Source organism: Streptomyces sp. NBC_01241 (assembly GCF_041435435.1).
Classification (GTDB): domain Bacteria; phylum Actinomycetota; class Actinomycetes; order Streptomycetales; family Streptomycetaceae; genus Streptomyces.
On the sequence record NZ_CP108494.1, the window covers coordinates 4,451,904 to 4,472,411 of the forward strand.

20 protein-coding genes are annotated in these 20,508 nt (G+C 67.9%); 16 read left to right on the top strand and 4 right to left on the bottom strand.

The features are described from left to right. Positions 1 to 121: 121 nt before the first annotated feature. The gene (locus tag OG306_RS19840; RefSeq protein WP_371666259.1) at positions 122 to 928 is read left to right on the top strand and encodes an alpha/beta fold hydrolase; all 807 of its coding nucleotides are present in this window, start codon (positions 122 to 124) and stop codon (positions 926 to 928) included. Then, positions 925 to 2,202 carry a cytochrome P450 gene (locus tag OG306_RS19845; protein WP_266747434.1) on the top strand — a complete coding sequence of 426 codons (1,278 nt, stop codon included), beginning with the start codon at positions 925 to 927 and terminating at the stop codon, positions 2,200 to 2,202. Before OG306_RS19840 ends, OG306_RS19845 begins: the two co-directional genes overlap by 4 nt. Here OG306_RS19845 and OG306_RS19850 read toward each other — a convergent pair. Both OG306_RS19850 and OG306_RS19855 read right to left on the bottom strand, forming a co-directional pair. Then, entirely contained in the window at positions 2,192 to 2,350 is a 159-nt protein-coding gene (locus OG306_RS19850) for a hypothetical protein (protein WP_266747435.1), read from the bottom strand. The two genes, OG306_RS19845 and OG306_RS19850, sit on opposite strands and share 11 nt — an antisense overlap. A 186-nt stretch (positions 2,351 to 2,536) precedes the next feature. After that, a complete protein-coding gene (locus OG306_RS19855; RefSeq protein WP_371665527.1) occupies positions 2,537 to 2,833 on the bottom strand; it encodes a hypothetical protein in 297 nt (98 codons plus the stop codon). Positions 2,834 to 3,049: 216 nt separating this feature from the next. Here OG306_RS19855 and OG306_RS19860 point away from each other — a divergent pair, with 216 nt between their 5' ends. Both OG306_RS19860 and OG306_RS19865 read left to right on the top strand, forming a co-directional pair. Beyond that, complete coding sequence (locus OG306_RS19860; RefSeq protein WP_266747437.1) at positions 3,050 to 3,919, top strand: helix-turn-helix domain-containing protein; 870 nt, start codon at positions 3,050 to 3,052, stop codon at positions 3,917 to 3,919. Then, positions 3,916 to 4,155: a DUF397 domain-containing protein gene (locus OG306_RS19865; RefSeq protein ID WP_266747438.1), complete on the top strand. Its 240-nt coding sequence runs from the start codon at positions 3,916 to 3,918 to the stop codon at positions 4,153 to 4,155. The genes OG306_RS19860 and OG306_RS19865 overlap by 4 nt, the downstream gene beginning before the upstream one ends. Before the next feature lie 389 nt (positions 4,156 to 4,544). On the opposite strand, the gene OG306_RS19870 is transcribed toward OG306_RS19865, so the two are convergent. Both OG306_RS19870 and OG306_RS19875 read right to left on the bottom strand, forming a co-directional pair. Next, positions 4,545 to 5,111, bottom strand: coding sequence for a hypothetical protein (locus OG306_RS19870; protein WP_266747439.1), 567 nt, complete (start codon positions 5,109 to 5,111; stop codon positions 4,545 to 4,547). Between the two features lie 2 nt (positions 5,112 to 5,113). Further along, a complete protein-coding gene (locus OG306_RS19875; protein WP_327258985.1) occupies positions 5,114 to 9,070 on the bottom strand; it encodes a phage tail protein in 3,957 nt (1,318 codons plus the stop codon). Positions 9,071 to 9,335: 265 nt separating this feature from the next. Here OG306_RS19875 and OG306_RS19880 point away from each other — a divergent pair, with 265 nt between their 5' ends. From OG306_RS19880 to OG306_RS19935, 12 genes are all read left to right on the top strand, one after another. Then, entirely contained in the window at positions 9,336 to 10,886 is a 1,551-nt protein-coding gene (locus OG306_RS19880; RefSeq protein ID WP_266906021.1) for a phage tail sheath family protein, read from the top strand. A gap of 65 nt (positions 10,887 to 10,951) precedes the next feature. Then, a complete protein-coding gene (locus tag OG306_RS19885) occupies positions 10,952 to 11,395 on the top strand; it encodes a phage tail protein (protein WP_266747442.1) in 444 nt (147 codons plus the stop codon). Beyond that, positions 11,395 to 11,853, top strand: a complete 459-nt coding sequence (locus OG306_RS19890) for a hypothetical protein (RefSeq protein WP_266906019.1) — start codon at positions 11,395 to 11,397, stop codon at positions 11,851 to 11,853. Before OG306_RS19885 ends, OG306_RS19890 begins: the two co-directional genes overlap by 1 nt. Then, complete coding sequence (locus OG306_RS19895) at positions 11,850 to 11,993, top strand: DUF6760 family protein (RefSeq protein ID WP_266747444.1); 144 nt, start codon at positions 11,850 to 11,852, stop codon at positions 11,991 to 11,993. Before OG306_RS19890 ends, OG306_RS19895 begins: the two co-directional genes overlap by 4 nt. A gap of 1,448 nt (positions 11,994 to 13,441) precedes the next feature. Continuing rightward, positions 13,442 to 13,834, top strand: coding sequence for a hypothetical protein (locus tag OG306_RS19900; RefSeq protein WP_266906017.1), 393 nt, complete (start codon positions 13,442 to 13,444; stop codon positions 13,832 to 13,834). A gap of 51 nt (positions 13,835 to 13,885) precedes the next feature. Further along, on the top strand, positions 13,886 to 14,323 hold the full coding sequence (locus OG306_RS19905; protein WP_266747446.1) for a phage tail protein: 438 nt from the start codon (positions 13,886 to 13,888) through the stop codon (positions 14,321 to 14,323). 5 nt (positions 14,324 to 14,328) lie between these two features. Then, on the top strand, positions 14,329 to 15,135 hold the full coding sequence (locus OG306_RS19910; protein WP_266747447.1) for a LysM peptidoglycan-binding domain-containing protein: 807 nt from the start codon (positions 14,329 to 14,331) through the stop codon (positions 15,133 to 15,135). Next, positions 15,135 to 17,138: a VgrG-related protein gene (locus OG306_RS19915; RefSeq protein ID WP_371665528.1), complete on the top strand. Its 2,004-nt coding sequence runs from the start codon at positions 15,135 to 15,137 to the stop codon at positions 17,136 to 17,138. Before OG306_RS19910 ends, OG306_RS19915 begins: the two co-directional genes overlap by 1 nt. Before the next feature lie 54 nt (positions 17,139 to 17,192). Continuing rightward, positions 17,193 to 17,486, top strand: coding sequence for a PAAR domain-containing protein (locus OG306_RS19920; protein ID WP_327349531.1), 294 nt, complete (start codon positions 17,193 to 17,195; stop codon positions 17,484 to 17,486). A gap of 5 nt (positions 17,487 to 17,491) precedes the next feature. Next, on the top strand, positions 17,492 to 17,905 hold the full coding sequence (locus tag OG306_RS19925) for a GPW/gp25 family protein (RefSeq protein ID WP_266747450.1): 414 nt from the start codon (positions 17,492 to 17,494) through the stop codon (positions 17,903 to 17,905). Next, positions 17,902 to 19,860, top strand: coding sequence for a putative baseplate assembly protein (locus tag OG306_RS19930; protein WP_266747451.1), 1,959 nt, complete (start codon positions 17,902 to 17,904; stop codon positions 19,858 to 19,860). The genes OG306_RS19925 and OG306_RS19930 overlap by 4 nt, the downstream gene beginning before the upstream one ends. A 5-nt stretch (positions 19,861 to 19,865) precedes the next feature. After that, on the top strand, positions 19,866 to 20,399 hold the full coding sequence (locus OG306_RS19935) for a phage tail protein (RefSeq protein WP_266747452.1): 534 nt from the start codon (positions 19,866 to 19,868) through the stop codon (positions 20,397 to 20,399). The last annotated feature ends 109 nt before the right edge of the window (positions 20,400 to 20,508 follow it).

The following is a 20,508-nucleotide window of genomic DNA, read 5'->3' on the forward strand; positions in this document are numbered from 1 at the left end:
TGACACCGCGGGCTCTCGCACGTCCCCTTGCGCGGGATGCGCGTTGCCGCCACCGTGGTCGGGGTCGGGCCGGTGACCGACCGGTCCGCTCCGCACGGTGACGGGAGCCGGTGTGACCGCATTGCCTGTTCTGCCTCACGGAGTTCTGCCCCGTGAACTGCACGGCGACGGCCCGCACAAGGTGATCGCGGTGCACGGCTGGCTCGCCGACCGCTCCGCGTACGCCCCCGTGCTGCCGGATCTCGACCTCGGTTCGTTCCAGTACGCGGTGGTGGACCTGCGGGGATACGGCGAGGCCCGGGACGTGGACGGCTCGTACACCACGGCCGAGGGGGCCGCGGACGTGCTCGCGCTGGCCGACCGGCTCGGCTGGGAGCGTTTTTCGCTGATCGGTCACTCCATGGGCGGCTCCGTTATTCAGCGGACGTTGGCCGCCGCGCCGGAACGGGTGCGCAGAATCGTCGGGGTCTCACCCGCCCCCGCGTCCGGCCCGCCGCTCCCGCCCGAGCAGTGGGAACTGTTCTCCGCGGCGGCGCACACCCCACAGAACCGCCGGACCATCCTCGACACCACCACCACCGGCGGCCGGCGCCCGGCGGCCTGGCTGGACCGCATGGTGCGCCGCTCGCTCGAACGCAGCGACGCCAAGGCGTTCCGGGCCTGGCTGGACTCCTGGGCGGGCGAGGACTTCCACGACCGGATCGACGGTTCGCCCGTGCCGGCCCTGGCCGTCGTGGGCGCGCTGGACCCGGCGCTGTCGGCCGAGTTGCAGCGCGCCACCTGGCTGCGCTGGTTCCCGCGGGCCGAACTGGTGGAGCTGCCGTCGTGCGGCCACTACGCGATGGACGAGGCCCCGCTCGACCTGATCCGCGTGATGGAGGACTTCCTACGGGCGGACGCGGAGGACGTCGAGGGCGCGGAGGCATGAGCGATCCCGCCCCCGAAATGCCCGTACCGGACGTCTTCGACCCCAGGCAGTACGGGCGGGGCATCCCCCACGACCGCTACCGCCAGCTGCGCGACCACCACCCGGTGGCGTGGCAGGAGGAGCCGGAGGTCCTCGGCTGGCCGGCGGGCCCCGGCTTCTGGGCGGTCACCCGGCACGCGGACGCGGTCCGGGTCCTGAAGGACTCCTCGACGTACTCCTCATACCTGGGCGCCACCCAGATCCGCGACCCCGACGCCGCCGACCTGCCGTTCATCCGCCGCATGATGCTCAACCAGGACCCACCGCACCACCGACGACTGCGCACGCTCGTCAGCCGCGCGTTCACCCCGAAGCGCGTCGACCACTTCGAGACCGTCGTCCGTGAACGCGCCCGCTCCCTGCTCACCCGGGCGGTCACCGAGGCGCGGGCCGGCGATGGCAGCTGCGACCTCGTCACCCAGGTCACCGACGACTACGCCCTGCTCAACCTCACCGACCTGCTGGGCGTACCGGACAGCGACCGGAGCCTTCTCCTGCACTGGACCCAACGCGTCATCGGCTACCAGGATCCGGACGAGGCCGGGACACCGGTACTGGGCCCGGACGGCAAGCCGGTCAACCCGCGATCCCCGGCGTCGCTGCGTGACATGTTCGACTACGCGCACACCCTGGCGGCATACAAGCGCCAACACCCCGGCGACGACGTGATGACGGCCTTGGCCACGGACTCCGAACTGACCGCGCCGGAACTGGAGATGTTCTTCTTCCTGCTGGTGGTGGCAGGAAACGACACGGTACGCAGCGCAGCCCCCGGCGGCCTGCACCTTCTGGCCGAGCAACCCGAGGCGTACCGCCGCCTGCGCAACGGCGAGGTGGCGCTCACTACCGCCATTGACGAACTACTACGCCGCCACCCACCAGTCCTCACTTTCCGCCGCACCGCCACCCAGGACGCGGACCTGGCGGGCACGCGCATCCGCACCGGCGACAAGGTGGTCGTCTTCCACGCCTCGGCCAACCACGACGAACGCGTCTTCCCCACCCCGTTCGCCCTGGACCTCTCCCGCACCCCCAACCCCCACATCTCCTTCGGCGACGGCCCCCACGTCTGCCTGGGCGCCCACTTCGCGCGCCTGCAACTACGGGCCCTGTACGAGGAGACGTGCCGAGCTCTGCCACCCGGCCCACTCCAACTCACGGCCCCGCCACGCCGCCTGGTGTCGAACTTCATCAACGGCCTGAAGTCGCTGCCGGTGCGGGTGGTCAGCTCCTGACATCCGGTCCGTGTTCTTGGCGCATCTCGACGAGTCGGTGCGCTCGCGATTCAGCGACCAAGCGCCGGGCGCCGAGCTCGATCTCATCAAGATCCTCGACATCGAAGATCTCGCGCTTCACCGAGTCCCAGGAATGGAAAGCGTTCATTCAGGCGCGCCTTTCTGGTCATCCGGGAGGGAGGATGACTCCGAAGGAAGCTGACTCATCAGGTCGAGGTCGGGCGTTCCCCATGGTGGCAGCTGCACGCGCAACGCAGGTACTCGACCGACGCCTCGCCTTGGCCGACACGGAGTGCAGCGACGGAGGAACTCGGACAGCTTCGTACGCACTTCCTCAGCTGAGATCCAGCAGCCAGATCAGACGGGCGCGGCTCCCGTTGGCGCCGCTGAAGAATCGAAGGGCCGATTCCGGGGTACGGGCGCTGAGGCGTGAGACGCCCTCGGTGAGGACAACTTCGGCCCGATCTTCGAACGCGAGCCCCCAGGCTGCCACTACGCCGTCCTCACGTTCTCCGAGTTCTTGCACGACAGCGAAGACGCGCGGCGCGGTCTCTCGCACAAGGTCCTCCGCCAACAACTCGAACTCCCGCCTGCCGAACGGCTCCACCTCCTCTGAGTCTGCGCTGTCCATGCTGGGTTCGTCAGCAGGGCGTGGGTTCTCGCTCATGGCGTGCCTCCAAGGTGGACGACGATACTGTTGAGTCTAAATTTGAATTCAACAGAGTGCAGTCGCTCAAACAGGTGATGCCCAACTGCTCGCTTGCAAACAGGACTTCTTGTAGGGCAAGCAAGTACCTCACCAAGACGCACGTCTAGCACTTGCGTCACACGTGGCAAGGAGAGTGCAGTGACCGAGACATCCAGTCCTACGGTGTGGCGACGCTGGCTTGCATTTGAGCTGGTCCGGCTGAGGAAGGAAGCTGGGCTCGACCAGAAAGACGTGGCCAAGGCACTGCGCTGCACGGTGGCAAAAGTTTCCTACTACGAGACATCCGAACGCCCGGTTGTACTCCGGGACTTGAATGAAGTCCTGCTTCCGCTCTACAACGTCCCGGAGGACCGCTGGGACGACTATCTCCGGGCGGCAAGGAACGCGCGCCGGAAGGGTTGGTGGGAAGGAGGCGACGGCACGCCCATGCCGAGTTGGTTCTCCTTGTTCGTCGGACTGGAACAGGGAGCATCGCAAGTTCGGGCGTACGAGAGCGAGGCCGTCCCGGGGCTTCTCCAGACCAGGGCCTACACCGATGCCATCACACGGCGGGGTACCGCGGAGCGGGGAGACGACGAGGTGGAACGCCTCGTCGACCTGCGCATGACTCGGCAGGCCGCGCTGAGTCGGGAATCCGCCCCACTGCGGCTCTGGACCGTGCTCAACGAAGCGGTGCTGCGCCGAGTGGTCGGCAGTTCGGCAACTATGAGGGATCAGCTCCTTCACCTGACCGAGATGACTCGCCATCCCAAGATCACCGTGCAGGTACTCCCGTACGAGCACGGAGCACACCCGGGCATGGCAGCAGGCCCGTTCCAGATCCTCGGCTTCCCGTGGCCGGCCGATCCTGGTGTGGCGTATGTGGAGCATCGGGCGGGCGCCTGCTACCTCGAACGTGCCCACGAGATCGAGGCGCATACTGTGGCCTTCGAGCACCTCGTAGCGCTTGCGTTGAGTCCGGAGGACTCGGTGGCGATGGTGCGAGAAATTGCGAAGGAGCACGTGTGAACGACAAAGAACAGCCTCTGTCGTACGCCGAGTTGAACGCACTGGCGTGGCGGAAGTCCACCTTCAGCGGTGATCAAGGTGCCTGTGTGGAGGCCGCCCCATTGCCAGACGGTCGCATAGCCGTACGCAACAGTAACCACCCTGATGCAGGGGTCGTGTTTTTCACCGCTGTAGAGATGGACGCCTGGATCAAGGGCGTGAAGGCGGGGGAGTTCGACCACCTCATCGACAGGTAGCCAGCCGCTGGATCTGCCGTGCGCGCCTTGATCCGTCTGGTCCGCTGCCTGCGGAGGGTCTCGCGTTGCAACGGCTCCACTGGGAACGCGCCGGGTCCTGTGGGCGCGCGTCTCCCAGCCAAGGAAGTCGATCGATTGTGGACACGCGGGCCCCGCCTACGATGCCGGTGGAGGCTGCGAGGCACCTACGGGTCAACGAGAGAACGCTGTACCGCCGCCTTCACGAGAAGGCGGCCGGTGAGCCACCAGGCGCGGGCCTTCGGACACCCGATCGGGGCATGGCGGCAATGAGGCTTTCCCGGTAAGCGGTCGTCGCTCGCTGCGATTTTGGGCGGTGCTGCGGCTGGTATCGGCGTTATGAACAGCGTAGCCGGAGATCTATCGAGAGCCTATGCGTTATGGCGCCGGAGATTCGCCACCGCGTCATTTGCTGCCATGCGGATATCTGCGTCGGGGTCATTCTGTGTGACAAGCAACAGAGGAGGAATAAATTCCTTCCAAGGGACATAGTACGTGGCAACCACGCCGGCGTACCGGACGTTCTCATGGGAATCCTCAAAGGAGGACAGGATAGTATTGAAGGTTTCCTCGTTGAAATTATGAGGAGCGCTCAAAGCCACCATTGGCATGGTGAGTACCTTCTCGTCCCAGAAGGAAGAAGTTCTATACATTTCGAGAACTTCCGTGTGTGAGTACAGCGAAAATGCCGATTCGAAGGAGATGACGACATCCCTCACACGAGTCTCTTCCGGGTCCCCTTCGATCACGGTGTACGAGAGGCCCATTGTTCGGTTGTGGACGCGATGAATGTCTATTCCCGAGCTAGTTTCCCAGACGAATTCCTCTTCTTGTTCGGGTGTCTCCGGGAAGTGCTCAACGAGCTTCCATGATTGATTTTGCGCAAAATTCTCAAAATCCTCAGGAGGAACCGTCTCTTTAAAAAGAATGCGAATCATGCCTAGATTCTTCCCATGTAGCGACGCAATTCGCGACGGAGGCGATCGGTGAGTTGTTTGCTTACCAGTTCTGACACTTCTGCGTGGAACTGCTCTTCACTCTCGTATACTATTTGCTCCTTTTTCGTCTTTGCGTAGACATAGGAGACGGTAGCGGCCTTTTCTTTTTCGATCATCTCTTGCTGAACGGTAGATCTCAGCCTTTCCGGCATTTTTGGTATCTTCGGTTCTACTCGGTGCCTTTGAGAAGCGATCTTTGCTTCGTATTTTTCGAGTTTCTTCTTCTGGGAGTTTTCCTGACGCACCAGGGTCTTGTCAGTATTCCGGGCCCTCTCACCAGCCTTCTCATCGGTCATGGGGATGAGGTGGTCAATGGAATCCGATAGTTCGCCCTCGCCTTCAGCTAAGGCGGAGAAAGACATGTAGTTCGTCGTAAGTGACCCTCGGTGTCGTCCGGGTTCAATGTCCATGACGAGGCGCGTGAGGTTATTGACGAGCGCCAGCGCTTCTGGCTGACGCGTGATCGACCTGCGCGGTTTATTACCTTTTGCAGTTTCGAGGACTGCCCTTGCAATTTCCTGATCGGACAATCCGGTTTGACTCTTAACGGTATCGATATTTTTCTTCACCTCTGCGTATGATCCATCTCCAGGGAAGCTCTGGAAGAATATCAGACCGGGGATGCTAGGTGGGTATTTGTCTCTCGGTGCTGGTTTCCTTCCTTGGGCCTCGGCATTCTCTCGCGCTTCGGTCTGGGCTTTTTCCCACCGTGTACGTATCGCCTGATTTTGAATCCGTGACCGCTGTTCGCGTGTGGGACTACCGACTTCATGCTCGATATACTCATTGTCGTATTCGTAGCGAACTGATTTTCCGAGCGCGTTGCGGTTGCTTTGGTCCTCTCCTGTCTCTATCGGGTGCTTCAAGTATTCGTCATAGTAAACTGATTCATTCTCACGGATAGCGAGCGCTTCCGCTGCAGGGCTTTGGCGAGTCCGAGGTGATTGTGGAGTCCGGCCGTGTCCCTGCACCCAGTCGTCCTGTATCTGTTGGTACTGACTTCTTACCCGCGGATCCTCTTCCAGTTCTTTTGCCATCTGCCGGATTTCTATGTGGAGATTCAGCCCCCTTGCGTCGACCACGCGCTGAACGTCCTGTCTCTGCACGTTATAGGCGCTGCCCACTGTTTTTTCGGTGGTGCGCGCGACAATCAAGAGGCGGTCTGTCTGACCATTTGCGGATAGGTGCCTTATCCCGAATTCACTCTTCCAGCGTCGATTTTTCGAGTCTATTTCATTTCGACTCGGGCTGGAGCTGAAAAGGTTGTGATATCGGGCTGGTAGCTCTTGAGTGGCCCGAATGAATTTCTTCTCATAGTCTCCATCCGGGTTTCCCCTGGCGTCATTATTCTTTTTTCCTCTAAGTTTCGTCCAGAGGGCTTTTCCCTTCTTGGTGATGAAGTCCACGATCTTGTCGATCGCTCGGTTCACCGGCCTGGCCACCACGTGGAACACGCTCTTGACCTTGTTGGCCAGGCCGCCGATGCCGAGCAGGGAAGCGAGAAAGCCGATCAGCAGTGGGACGCTGGCCGCTAGTGCGGCTTCCACCATCTTGGGGACGCCCGCCGAACCTCCGTTGGCGATGGCGATGACGGCGTCGAGGACGGAGTTGACGAATTCGACGATTTGGGCGCCCTGGTTCACGATGAACGTGACGATGTCGATGATTCCCTTGACCGCGCGGATGAAGGCGGAGGCGGGGTTGAGGAGGGAGATGATCCAGGTGATGCCGGCGATGATGACGGTGGGGATGAGGTAGCTGGTGAGTTTTTCGAGGATGGTGGCTTTGAGGTCGCCGGCCTCGGTTTCGATCTCTTTGACGGCGCCTGCGGGACCTTCGGCGGCGAGTTTCTTGGCGACGGGGACCGATTGTTCGACGGCGGCCAGGGCCTGGTCGGGGAGGCCTTTGCGGGTGATGCGGGTGCGGATGTTGGCCCAGGTCAGGCCGAGGAGGGCGCCGATGAGCTGGATGATGCCCTTGAGGTCGAACTTCTGGGGGAGTTCGAGACCGGCCTTGACTGCGGTGCCGAGCAGCCAGGACACGACGCCTGTCCTGAGGTGTTCGGCGACGTTGGTGATGAAGAGCTGAAGTCCGGCGCCGACTGCCTTGACCAGGTTGCCGAGGAACCCGATGGGGTCCTTGATGATCTTCATCATCGCGGAGGCGGCCTTGGCGAGGATGCCGAGGAGGAGGTTCTTCAGTTCGTTGATCGTCTTGATGACGCCGACGATCGCGTCCTTCGCCTTGTCGATCAGGCCCTTGTTGGCTTCCTGGAGCTTCTTGATCTCCTCGTCGACCTTGTTCAGGGCGGCGGTGTACTTGGTGGCGAGGTCCTGGACGAGCTGCTCGGACTTCTCGTTGACGGTGGCTTCGAGGTCGTCGAACTTCCCCGCGAAGTCCTTCGCCGCGTCCTCGCCGAACTGGCGGAGGTCTGCCGGGAGTTTGTCGACCTCGGCCTTCAGTTCGGCGCGCCCCTTGGCGATGCGGGCCTTCGCTTTGCCGAGCTCGGCGCCGATGATGTCCGCGACCGAGGAGATGACGGTCTGCATCTTCGCGACGTAGAGCTTGCGGGCTTCCTGGAAGAGGTCGTTGGCCTCCTTCGGCATGCCCATGAGCTTGTCCTTGGCCCACTTCGCCGGGCCGAACATGCCTGAGTAGCGTTTGTCCTTGTACGCCTTCATGCGGCGTTTGTGGTCGGCGGTGAATGCGTCCCTGGCTGTTTTTTCACCCTGCGTGAACGCGGTGTCGACCTTCTTGTCCAGGCCGGAGAGGGTCTCCTCGACGTCCTTCTTCGTGCCGTCGTAGACCTTCTGCAGTTTTGCGGTGACTTCGGCGCGTCTCTTCTCGTCCTTCGACTTGGTGTCGCCCTTCCCGCCGTCGATGTGTTTCCCGGCCGAGGTGCGGGTGGCGGTGAGGGCGTTCATGGCCTGGGCGCCGGAGGCGGCGGCGCCTGCCTTTGCGGTGTTCAGTTGCTGGGCCTCGGCCGTCTTCCCCTTCGCGGGGGCCTTCGCCGAGTCCGTTTCTGCCGTCTTCTTCGCGGAGAGAGCCTCGTTGAACTCCGGCTCGTTGCCCTTGGCGAGCTGGTCCTCGGTGACCTCGGCATCCGCCATGGTCTTGTCGTTGGCGGCCGGGCCTTGGGAGAAGTCCGTGACGGAGGCGGGTTGTTGGGCGGGGATGGCGTCCGTGGCGGGCGGGGCGCCCGGGTTGGCCGGTGGCTGGTCCGGGGTCATCGGGATGACCGGCTTGTCCTTGGCCGCCGACGTGTCCGGCGGCGCCTTGGTCGCCGTGTCGATGTCCTTGGCCGAGGACTCCTTGCCGTCGGTGACCTTGCCGTCGACCTCGTCCTTGATCTTGTCGGCCTTGCCGGACTTGGAGAACTTGTCGGCCTGGTCGAGGTTCTTCGGGGCCTGGGCGTCGATCGCCTTGTTCACCGCGTCGATGAACGCCTGCTTGTTGAACTCGCCGGGTTTGGCGGCGTTCATCTTCTCCGCGTTCGCGGCCTTGCCCTGCGCCTCCTTGTCGTCCGGGGGCGCGACGGCCGCGTCCTGTGCCGATTTTGACTCGGTGGCGGCGGGGGCGTGTGCGACCAGGCGGACCTTCTTCGCCGCCACATCCGCCTTCACCTTGCGGAAGCCGGGGGCCTGGGCGGGGGACGGTTTCACCGGGGCGGTGTAGCGCTGGGCGACCAGGCGGGAGACGGCCGCGTTGCCCGCCGCCCGCTGCAACCGCTGCAGGCTGCGCGGGTCCGGGGCGGGGCGGTCGCCGAGTGGGCGGTGGGATGAGGGTGCTTGCGAACGTGACACCTCGGGCGTGAGTGTCACGTTCTCGCGAGGGGGGGTACCCCCACGGCCGGACACGCCGGACCCGGAGGCGGGGTCCTTCTCCGGAACCGCCTTCATCCGTCCTCCCGGCCCACCAATTCCCCGGACAGTCGGCACTCGACGGGCATGAGGGCCCTGCCGCCGTCCCAGAGTGCGGGGGCGGTGGATCGCGTACGCAGCACGCCGGGACGAGGCCGGGGGCAGCGCCCGCTGGGCCGTCCAGCGCGGAAACGTTGCCTGATCGGGCAGCGGCCGGTGCACGGGCGGGCGGCCGTGTGTCCGTTCCCGGTGATCGCGGCTCTCGCGAGAATTGCGGGCGTTCCCCGGCCAAGGAGAGACTCACATGCCGTCGTACCTGTCCCCGGGCGTCTACGTCGAAGAGATCGAGTCCGGATCCCGGCCGATCGAAGGGGTGGGCACCTCGGTCGCCGCCTTCGTCGGCTTCGCGCAGAAGGGCCCGTTCGACGAGCCGACGCTGATCACGAACTGGAGCCAGTTCGCCGGCACATTCGGTGACTTCGTCGACGGCACGTACCTGGCCTCCGCCGTCTACGGGTTCTTCGCCAACGGCGGCGGCGTCTGTTACGTGGTGCGCATCGGTGACGGTACGGAGCCCCCGGCGGAGGACGGGAGCAACGGCGCCGCCGGACAACTGCCCGCCGGATCGGAGACGCAGGTCGGGCCGTACGCGGTGAAGCCCCGCCCCGGCGTGGCCGGTGACATCACCGTCGAAGTGGCCGAGGTGGAGGGGGACGATCCGCCTTCCGACGTCTTCCAGCTGATCGTGAAGCGGGACGGGCAGGTCGCGGAGACGTACCCGGGCGTCACGACCAAGCGCAGCAAGGAAAACGTCGCCACCCGGGTCAACGCCAAGTCGGAGCTCATCGAGATACGGGAGTCCGGGCGCGGCGCCGCGCCCGCCAGGCCGGAGCCGCAGACCGTCACCCTGGCCCCCGCGGCGCCCGCGTCCCCCGGAGCCGGGGCGCTGACCCCCGAGGTGTACGTCGGCGATCCCGACCGCCGGACCGGCCTCGGCGGGCTCGAAGCCGTCGAAGAGGTCACCACGATCGCCGTGCCGGACCTGATGAGCGCGTACGAACGCGGACTGCTGGATCTGGAGTCGGTCATCGCCGTGCAGCAGGGGTTGATCAGCCACTGCGAGCTGATGGGCGACCGCGTCGCCATCCTCGACCCGCCGCCCGGACTCAGCCCGCAGCAGATCCGCGCCTGGCGCACCGACCGCGCCAACTTCGACTCCAAATACGCCACGCTCTACTACCCCTGGATCAGGGTCGCCGACCCCTCCTCGGGGCGTGCGCAGCTCGTTCCGCCGAGCGGTCACATCGCCGGGGTCTGGGCACGCAACGACGAGTCGCGCGGCGTTCACAAGGCCCCCGCCAACGAGGTCGTACGAGGGGCGGTCGCCCTGCAGACGCAGCTGACCAAGGGCGAACACGACCTGCTCAACCCGATCGGGCTGAACTGCATCCGGTCCTTCCCCGGGCGCGGCATCCGGGTCTGGGGGGCGCGCACGCTGGCCTCGGACCCGGCCTGGCGCTACCTGAACGTCCGGCGCCTCTTCAACTACCTGGAGGAGTCGATCCTCGCCGGGACGCAGTGGGTCGTCTTCGAGCCGAACGACGACGCCCTGTGGGCCCGTATCCGGCGCACGGTCTCGGCGTTCCTGGTCAACGAGTGGCGCAAGGGAGCGCTGTTCGGGCTCACGCCGGAAGAGGCGTTCTACGTCAAGTGCGACCGTGAGACCAACCCGCCGGAAAGCATCGACGCGGGTCAGGTCATCTGCGAGATCGGGGTGGCACCGGTCAGGCCGGCCGAGTTCGTCGTCTTCCGTCTTTCCCAGCTGACCGGGGGTACCGGAGGCGTCGACGAATGACCGCCGGAAGCCGGGCCGAGCCGTGCGGACGAACCGTGGTCCGCTGAGCCGTAAAGGAGTCTGTTGTGCCACTTCCCGATCTCGACAGCACCGTCGGGGCCTCCTTCGGCCTCGAATTCGACAGCGTCGTCATCAAGCAGATCACCGAGGTCAGCGGTCTGAAGATGGAACAGGACGTCATCGAGCTGAAGCAGAACACGGCCGACGGCCGCTATGCCATCAAGAAGCTCCCGGGCCGGCCGAAGGCCGGTGAGGTGACCGTGACCCGGGGTCTCACCGAGGACAACAGCTTCGAACGGTGGATCAAGGACTCCCGGTTCGGCCGGATGACGGCGGCCCGCCGCAACGGCGCCGTCATCGTGTACGACCACGAAGGCGTCGCCATCAAACGCTACAAACTCATCAACGCCTGGCCGAAGTCCCTGGAGATCGGCACCTTGAAGGCCGGTGACACCTCGGTCCTGACGGAAAAGCTCGCGATCACTTACGAGAGCATGGAAGTCGACTGATGCGACGTACGGCTCCGGCGGAGGCCCTTGAACGGCCGGACGCACACCTTCCGGCCGGCGGTACCGGACGGGCCGGCCAACAGGACACGCTCCGTACCGAGTTCGCCTTCGAGCTGCCGCGCGGGTACGTCGACGAGTCGGGCGCCGTGCACCGTACCGGAGTCATGCGGCTCGCGACCGCGCGCGACGAGCTCGTGCCGTTGCGGGACGACCGGGTGCGCGAGAACTCCGCGTACCTGTCGGTCGTACTCATCGCGAGGGTGGTCACCCGGATCGGCACGATCGACGACATCCATCCCGGCATCATCGAGGACCTCTTCGCCTCCGACCTGGCCTTTCTGCAGGACTTCTACCGGCGGATCAACGCCGAGGGACATACCCGCGCGGCCGTCACCTGTCCGTCCTGCCAGGAGGAGTTCGCGGTGGATCTCGCCGGTGGCCGCCTGGGGGAATCGTGACGTACGCGGCCGACCTGCTCTACGAGGAGGTCGCGTACCTCGCCTACCACTTCCACTGGCCGCTCGATGAGCTGCTGGACCTGGAGCACCAGGAACGTCTGAGGTTTGTCGCACAGATCGCTCGCCTCAACGGGCAGTAGCGAAGAGCGCAGGGAGGGCGGGAGAATCCATGGGCCTGATGTCCTGGCTGCGCGGTGGCGGGCGAACGGGGATGAGTACGGGTACGGAGGTGGGGGCGGGGGATGTCGCTCCGGGGTCCGTCCGGCGTCAGCGCGTCGATCTCGGCGAACTTCCCCCCATTCAGAGGGTCTTGAGCAGTCCGGATCTGGTCCTTGACCCTCGTGGATTCCACGGGGCGCTCGCCACCCGGCAGGAGACCGCGCTCGGTACGCCCCTCGGGCACCTGGTCAGTCCGGACGCACCCACGGGACTCGTGCACGGGATCACCACCCCGGCGTCGGTGGAACGGCCTTCGCCGGTGCAGCGGTCCGTGGAGCGGGCTGTGGAATGGCCGGTTCGGAGCAGGTCCGCGCCCGTGTCCGTGCCTGCGCCTGGTCCTGTGTCCGGTCCCGTGCAGCGCACGGTTGACGGTGGCACGTCTGCGATGACGTCGGCCGGGGAGTCGGCCGCTGCGGCGACGCTGCCGGTACGCCACCTGGTCGGCGAGCAGACCTTCGTACCGGCGTCGGCCGCACCTGCGCCCACGCCTACGCCCGCGCCTGTTCAGCGGGCCGTGACGCCTCCGGTCGCGGAGCGGCCCCGGCGGGCGCCCGGTCTCGGGGCGCCCATGTCCGCCCTGCCGCCCACGGCACAGCGCCAGGCTGCGGCTCCGGAGGGGGCGGCCGGGGCGGTTCCGGCCGACCGGAGTGGGGACGACAGCGGGGTCCCTGAGACCACTGGAGCCCAGGACGCGCCCGCGACCCCCGAGCCGGTCTCCGACGCCCCTGCGCCCACCGCCCCGCTGCTCGGCGACGACCCGCTGCTACCCGCCCCGTCGGACCCCGCGCCCGCACCCGCACCCGCACCCACCTCCGGCCCGGCGGTGCAGCGGACCCCCGTCGGGCCCGGACACGCCCCTGTGCCGCCGCCACCGGCCACCGGCCCGGTTGCGCCGCTGCTCGCCGACCGGCCCCTGACGCTCCGCTCGCAGGAGCGCGGAGGAGGGACGGATGGGATGGGTGGAACAGGTGGAACAGGTGGAACAGGTGGAACAGGTGGAACAGGTGGAACAGGTGGAACAGGTGGAACAGGTGGGGCTGTCGACGTTCAGCGTTCCGTCGCGGGCGGTGGAGCGACGGCTCCGTCGGCCGGAGCGGTACCGCCGTCGCCCGATGTCGTGCCGGTGCGCTGGACATCGGCCGGAGCCGGGGCGCCGACGGCGCCGGCCACAGCGTCAGCACCGGCAGCCGCCGCTCTGCAACGTACCGTCACGCCTCCCGGGAACGCACCGGGAACGCTCGCTCCGCCCCTTCCCGCCCTCCAGCGTCAGGCAGTCGGCGGGCCGCCGGTGCCTCGCTCGCTGCCGGTTTCCGGCAGCAGTACCACCTCCTCCGTAACTTCCGGATCCTCCTTACCCTCCACACCCGCCGTGCCACTCGCTTCCGCCTTTCCCACGGCCGGTTCGGTCGCCGTGGCCGCGGGGGTGGCCCAGCGGATGGCGGACGGCAGTGTGGTCTTCGGGGCGGCGTCACCGCCGTACTCGCCACCCGTCGTCCAGCGCGAGACGGAGACCGCGGAACCACCGCCTCCGGAGCCGCCCCAGGAGTCCGGACCGGAACCCGTGCCCGAACCGGAGCCGGAAGCGGCGCCGGCCCCCGGACCCGCGGCCGGGGACCACGGCACACCGGGATCCCCCGGCGGGCCCCCCGTCGTCACCGACGAGCTGGTACGCGCCCTGTACGCGCCACTCAGCAGGCTCTTCAAGGCGGATCTGCGGCTGGAACGGGAGCGAGCGGGGTTTCTCATCAACACCCGACACTGAGGAACGGCGATGAACAGCAGCGACACCACAGGGAATTGAGAGGTACGTGCCATGGCCACCGCCCAGGACAACGATCCCGCCGTCAGCGTGTGCTTCGTCGTCACGATCGACGACATCGAGCTCGGGTCGTTCAACACATGTGACGGGCTGGGCTGTGAAGTGGTGCTCGAAACACGTGAGGAGGGCGGCAACAACGGGCATCTGTGGCAGCTGCCGACCCGCCTGAAGTACTCCAACGTGAAGCTGTCCAGGCCGCTGACCAAGGAGACCGAGAAGGTGGCCCGCTGGTTCGCCACCATGACGACCGGGTTCAGCCGCAAGACGGCGCACATCGAGGCGCGGACCGGGGACGGGCAGAAGGTGGCCCAGTGGGGGCTGCTGGAGGTCGTGCCCGTCCGCTGGACCGGACCCTCCTTCTCCCCCGAATCGCCCAAGGTCGCGATGGAGACGATCGAGATCGCCCATCACGGCTATGTGATGGAGGGCTGACCGCCGTGAGTGGTGCGGGTCCCATCGCGTTCAGCGCCGCCGGTACGTCCGGGGCGTCGGCGGGGGCGAAGGCGGGCAGGGGAGGTTCGGCCCGGCCCAAGCTGGAGCACGCCTATCTGGAGCTGCGGACGCCGCCGACCGGCGGCGGCCTCACGCCCGGCGGCCCGTGCGGACGGATCGACTTCCAGTTCAACCCCAAGGAGCTGAGCCTCACCAAGGCGGCCTCCTGGAAGCGGAGTCCGGCCAAGGGCGCCAAGAGTTCGGGGCCGCCGGAGTACCAGGGCTCGCAGCCCAGCAAGCTCACCGTGGAGATGTTCTTCGACGCCAGCGACACCCAGGACACCCGCGTGGTGACCTCGGTGGAGCAGCTCTTCGCGTGCTGTGTGCCGACGAACGAGACCCGTCAGCAACAGCGTTCGTCGCCGCCGTGGGTCGTCTTCCACTGGGGCGGGCTGACCGGGTTCCCCGGCTACGTCAGCCAAGTGCAGGCGAAATACACCCTGTTCACCACGTCGGGTGTGCCGATCCGGGCCGTCTGCCAGGTGACGATGGAGGAGATCAGCGGCGACACCCCCGGCCAGAACCCGACCTCGGGCGCCCTCGCGGCCCGCCGGGTGCACCGGCTGGGCGCCGGGGACTCGCTGCCCTCGCTCGCCCAGCGCGAGTACGGCGACCCGGCCGCCTGGCGGGTGATCGCGGAGGCGAACGGGATCGACGACCCGATGCGCCTGGCCCCCGGACAGCAGCTGCTGCTCCCCGCGCTCGACGAGCTGTCCCGGCTCGAAGGGACCCGGGACAGGGGGCGGTTCTGATGGCGCAGCCGGGCGTCGCGACGGCGCTGGTGGTGGAGTTCGGCGGCCGGCCACTGCCGCCGAAGTTCGTGAACACGCTGGTCGAGGGGTACGTCGACGACAGCCGGACACTCCCCGACCTGTTTCTCCTGCGCTTCCGCGACCCGGACCGGGTGCTGCTGGAACAGACCGGGCTGAAGATCGGCAGCGAGGCCCGGCTGCTGGCCCGCGCGGGCGGCGGCACGGCACCGAAACCGCTGCTGAAAGGGGTGGTCACCGCCCTGGAGGTGGAGCTCGACGACACCGGTACCTTCACCGTCGTACGCGGGCTCGACGAGTCGCACCGGCTGTTCCGGGGACGCCGGGTGGCGAGCTACCAGAACATGACGCTCGCCGACATCTGCGCCCAGGTGGCCCAGCGCGCCGGACTGAAGCCGGGAACGGTCGACGTGGCCGGCCCCGTACTCGAACACATCGCCCAGCCCAACGTCACGGACTGGGAGTTCGTGCGCGATCTCGCGGAGGAGGCGGGCGCGCAGGCGTACGTGGTCGACGGGCAGCTGCACATCACCCGCCCCGCGGAGGCGAGCGGCGCGCCGGACGGCTCGGCGCGGGCCGACCGGAATCCGCTGGTCCTGGAGATGGGGAGCAATCTGCTGCGCTGCCGGGCCGGGGTGTCGTCGGCGGAACAGGTCTCCGAGGTCGAGGTGCGGGGCTGGGACGTCAAGACCAAGCAGCCGCTCGTCGGGCGGGCGCCCGCGGGGAAGTCGGCGAGGCTGGATCTGGGGGTGAGCGCGGCCGAGGTGTCCGCGCCGTTCGGCGAGGCGCGTTTCGTGGTCACGGACGCGGCGTACGGGGCGCAGGCGCAGGTGGACCAGGCGGCGAAGGCCCTGGCGGAGCGGATCGCCGGATCGTTCGCCGAGCTGGAGGCGGTGATCCGGGGGAACCCGGAGGTGCGGGCGGGCAGCACGGTGGCGCTCAACGCGGTGGGGGCGCCCTTCGAGGGGCGGTACACGGTCACGTCGTCGCGGCACGTCTTCGACCCGGTGCGCGGGTACGAGACCTGGCTCACGGTCTCCGGGCAGCAGGAGCGCTCGTTGTTCGGGCTGACCGGCGGAGGGCCGGGTTCCGGCGGGTCCGGGGCGGGGTCCGGTGGCGGGTCGCGGTGTGCCGGGCTGGTCAGCGGGACGGTCACGGACACCCACGATCCGGAGGGCTCGGGCCGGGTCAAGGTGCGGTTTCCGTGGCTGTCGGACGAGTACGCGAGCGACTGGGCGCGCACCGCGCAGTCGGGCGGGACGAGCGGCGGCGAGGCGTTCATCCCCGAGGTCGGGGACGAGGTCCTGGTGGGGTTCGAGCACGGGCACCTGGACCGTCCATACGTCCTCGCCGGTCTGTACAACGGGAAGGACCGGCCGTCACAGGGCAGCGGCGGTGGTGGCGGCGGGAGCGGGAGCGGGAGCGGCGGCGGTCAGGGCGGCGGAGTGGCCGCCGCGGTGGCCGGTGCCGTGGCCGGCGACCCGGCCGCATCGGCCGCCACCTCCGAATCCACCCCGGGAACCCCGCTGGTCGACCCGACCAGCGGTGCCGTCAACCGCCGCTCCCTCGCCTCCAAGAGCGGAAACCAGCTGGAACTCCTCGACGACGCCAACGGACCGCAGGGCGTACGCCTGCTCACCGGCGACGGAAAACTGAAGATCGACCTCGACAGCAGAGGCACCGTGATCGTGATCAACAGCGACGGCAGCGTGCACATCGAGGCCAAGCAGCAGGTGTCCATCAAGGCGGCCCGCGGAGTCGCACTCGACGGCGGGCAGGGAACGCTCGAACTGAGCGGCGACAGCGTCACGTTGACGTCCCGCAGCGGAGTACGGGTCGATGGCGGAAACGGCGAGGTCAAGCTCACCGCCGGCGGCACGGTACACGTCCAGGGAGCCCAGGTCGCCGTCAGCGGAACGCAGCGGACCGACATCAAGGGCGGCAGCTCCCTGGCCATCAACGCGCCCCTCGTGAAGATCAATTGACGGCGCGGAAGCGTCGAGCCCGCTGCGCGGGACCAATGAGAGGACCGGACTTCCATGTCAGCAGCCGCGGCGCCGGCCGCACGGGTCGGGGACCCCACCGGACACCCGGGCAAGGTCGAGTCACCCGGTGTCCCGTCCGTGCTCATCGGCGGCCTCCCCGCCGCCACGGTGGGCACCCCGCACGTGTGTGCGTCGCCACCGCCCGCGGTGCACCCGCCGTCCGCGCTCGCGCCGCCCGGCAGCACCTCGGTGCTGATCGGCGGGCAGCCCGCCGCCCGCGTCGGGGACCTGGCCGCCTGCGGCTCACCCGTCGTGTCCGGTTGTCCGACGGTGCTGATCGGAGACTGAGCGTCATGGGCCAGCAGTTCATCGGCGCGGGCTGGGCCTTCCCACCGCGTACGGACGCCACCGGCTCCATCGCCCTGGTGCGCGGCGAGCACGAGCTGGAGGAGTCGATCCGGCTGATCCTCGCGACCTCACCGGGCGAGCGGCCCATGCGGCCGGAGTTCGGCTGCGCCATCAACGACTACGTGTTCGCTCCGGCGGACGCGGGCACGGCTGGTCAGCTCGCGTACGAGGTACGGCTGGCGCTGGACCGGTGGGAGCCCCGGATCGAGGTCACGGAGGTCGTCGTCCGCTTCGACGAGGTCGACAACGGGGTCCTGTACATCGACATCGGCTACACCGTACGGGGCGCCAACGACCCCCGGAACCTGGTCTTCCCGTTCTATGTGATCCCGCAGCACGAGGAGGGGGACGGCGCGTGACGCTGCCCAGTCCGCATCTGGACGACCGCCACTTCCAGGGCCTGGTCGACGAGGCGAAACGGCTCGTCCAGCAGCGCTGCCCCGAGTGGACCGACCACAACGTGTCCGACCCCGGCGTGACCCTCATCGAGGCCTTCGCGACCATGGTCGACCAGCTCGTCTACCGGGTGAACCGGGTGCCGGAGAAGAGCTACCTGACCTTCCTCGACCTGATCGGGGTCCGGCTGTACCCGCCCACGGCCGCCCGCACCGATGTGACGTTCCGGCTCTCCGCGCCGCAGCCCGAGCCGGTGCGGGTGCGGGCCGGTACGGAGGTGGCCACCGTCCGTACGGAGACCGAGGAAGCGGTCGTGTTCACCACCGCCCGTGAACTGTCGGTCGTACCGTGCGAGTTCGCCCACCTCGCCGTCTGGCCGACGTCCGGCGATGCCACCGACCGTACGGAGGAACTCACGCTCGGCCGGGCCGTCCCCTGCTTCGACACCACGCCCACGCCCGGCGACGCCCTCTATCTGGGCCTGTCGGCCGCCGTTCCGTCGGGCGTCGTCGTACTGCGGATGGACTGCGCGGTCGAGGGCGTCGGCGTGGACCCGCTGCGACCGCCGCTGATCTGGGAGGCCTGGGACGGCAGTGCCTGGACGGTCTGCGAGGTCGAGAAGGACGACACCGGCGGCTTCAACCGGTCCGGGGAGCTGATCCTGCACCTGCCGGAGGGCCACACTCCGGCCGTCGTCGTGCGCCGGACCGGCGGCTGGCTGCGCTGCCGTCTGGTGGAGGCCGCCCCTGGCCGGCCCACCTACATGGCGTCCCCGGTGGTGCGCCGGATCACGGCGTTCACGATCGGCGCCACCGTCGGGGCCGTCCACGCCGAGACCGTCACCGACGAGGTGCTCGGCGCGGCCGAGGGCGTACCCGGTCAGACCTTCACCGTGAGCCGCCCACCGGTCGTCCCCGGCGAATTCGTCGTGGAGGTCGCGGATCCGGCGGGGGGTCCGCAGGGCACGGAATGGACCCGCGTCGACGACTTCGCGCACTCCGGCCCCGACGACCGGCACATCACGCTCGACCCGAACTCGGGGCGGGTCGAATTCGGTCCGGCGGTACGGGAGCGGGACGGCTCCGTCCGCCACTACGGCGCGGTCCCGCCGAAGGGCGCCACCGTACGCGTGCGTTCGTACCGCACGGGCGGTGGCCTGCGCGGCAACGTCGCCCGCTCCACCCTCCGGGTGCTGCGCAGCGCCATCCCGTACGTGGCCCGGGTGGAGAACCGGCGGCCCGCGCTCGGCGGCGTCGACGGCGAGACGGTGGACAGCGCGCGGGTGCGCGGGCCCATGACGCTGCGGACCCTGCACCGGGCCGTCGTACCGCACGACTACGAACTGCTGGCCCGCGAGGTCGCCCCCGACGCGTCCCGGGTCCAGTGCATCCCGGCCGGCGGGGACTCGGACGTCGAGGCGGGCGGGGTGCGGCTGCTCGTCGTGCCGGCCGGGCGCAGCGACGAGCAGGGCCGGATCCAGTTCGACGAACTCATCCCGCCGCAGCACACCCTCGCCCTGATCGCGGGCCATCTGGACGAACGGCGGCCCATCGGTGCCCGGCTGGTGGTCGAGCCGCCCTACTACCAGGGGGTCACCGTGGTCGCCTCGGTCCAGGCCCGCCGGGGCGTCGTGCTGGAACGGGTACGCGAGGAAGCGCTGGCGGCCCTGTACGGCTACTTCAACCCGCTGAGCGGCGGACCGGGCGGCGAGGGCTGGCCGTTCGGCCGGCCGATCCAGTCGGGCGAGGCGTTCGCCGTCCTGCAACAGGTGCCGGGCGTGGATCTGGTGGAGGACGTACGGCTCTTCCCCGCGGACCCCGTGACCGGGCAGCGCGGCGAACCGACCACGAAGATCGCGCTGGACCGGCACGCCCTGGTCTTCAGTTACGAGCACCAGCTCCGGGTACAGGAGGCCTGACCGTCATGCGTACAGCCGTGAACGGCCTGCCGACACCGCACCCGCTGATCGAACAGCTCCCGGCGGTCTATCTGGAGCAGGACTTCCTGCGACGGTTCCTCGCGGCGCTCGACGAGGTACTCGCCCCGGTCCTGCTCGCCATCGACAATCTGCCCGCCCACCTCGACCCCCGCAGCGCGCCCGAGGACTTCCTCGCCTGGCTCGCCCAGTGGGTGGCCGTCGACATCCGCCCGGACCACCCGGCCGAGCAGCGGCGCGCGACGGTACGCGGCGCGGTGGAGCGGCACAGCAGGCGCGGTACCCGGCGTGGTCTCGCGGAGGCGGTGTTCCTGGAGACCGGGATCGAGCCGGACGTCGTGGAGAGCGGCGGTACGGCGTGGTCGTCGACGCCGCACACCCAGTTCCCGGGCGGCCCGCGGCCGTGGGTGACGGTCCGGGTGCGGGCGGCCCAGCCGTACCAGGTCGACCGGGCGCGGCTGGAGGAGCTGATCCGTACGGAGATTCCGGCGCATGTGGGCTTCGACTTGGAGGTCTCGTGATCTGCGAGGCGTGCGGACAGAGCAACGCGCCGGGGACGCAGTTCTGCACGTCGTGCCAGGCGTTCCTGGAGTGGGAGAAGACGGGGGACGGATCTCCTTCTGCCCCCTC

Bases quoted from the DNA above. Each gene is read 5' to 3' on its own strand.
- OG306_RS19845 (WP_266747434.1), top strand. From the start codon at position 925: ATGAGCGATCCCGCCCCCGAAATGCCCGTACCGGACGTCTTCGACCCC.
- OG306_RS19850 (WP_266747435.1), bottom strand. From the start codon at position 2,350: ATGAACGCTTTCCATTCCTGGGACTCGGTGAAGCGCGAGATCTTCGAT.
- OG306_RS19855 (WP_371665527.1), bottom strand. From the start codon at position 2,833: ATGGACAGCGCAGACTCAGAGGAGGTGGAGCCGTTCGGCAGGCGGGAG.
- OG306_RS19870 (WP_266747439.1), bottom strand. From the start codon at position 5,111: ATGATTCGCATTCTTTTTAAAGAGACGGTTCCTCCTGAGGATTTTGAG.
- OG306_RS19875 (WP_327258985.1), bottom strand. From the start codon at position 9,070: ATGAAGGCGGTTCCGGAGAAGGACCCCGCCTCCGGGTCCGGCGTGTCC.
- OG306_RS19880 (WP_266906021.1), top strand. From the start codon at position 9,336: ATGCCGTCGTACCTGTCCCCGGGCGTCTACGTCGAAGAGATCGAGTCC.
- OG306_RS19890 (WP_266906019.1), top strand. From the start codon at position 11,395: ATGCGACGTACGGCTCCGGCGGAGGCCCTTGAACGGCCGGACGCACAC.
- OG306_RS19905 (WP_266747446.1), top strand. From the start codon at position 13,886: ATGGCCACCGCCCAGGACAACGATCCCGCCGTCAGCGTGTGCTTCGTC.
- OG306_RS19915 (WP_371665528.1), top strand. From the start codon at position 15,135: ATGGCGCAGCCGGGCGTCGCGACGGCGCTGGTGGTGGAGTTCGGCGGC.
- OG306_RS19920 (WP_327349531.1), top strand. From the start codon at position 17,193: ATGTCAGCAGCCGCGGCGCCGGCCGCACGGGTCGGGGACCCCACCGGA.
- OG306_RS19925 (WP_266747450.1), top strand. From the start codon at position 17,492: ATGGGCCAGCAGTTCATCGGCGCGGGCTGGGCCTTCCCACCGCGTACG.
- OG306_RS19935 (WP_266747452.1), top strand. From the start codon at position 19,866: ATGCGTACAGCCGTGAACGGCCTGCCGACACCGCACCCGCTGATCGAA.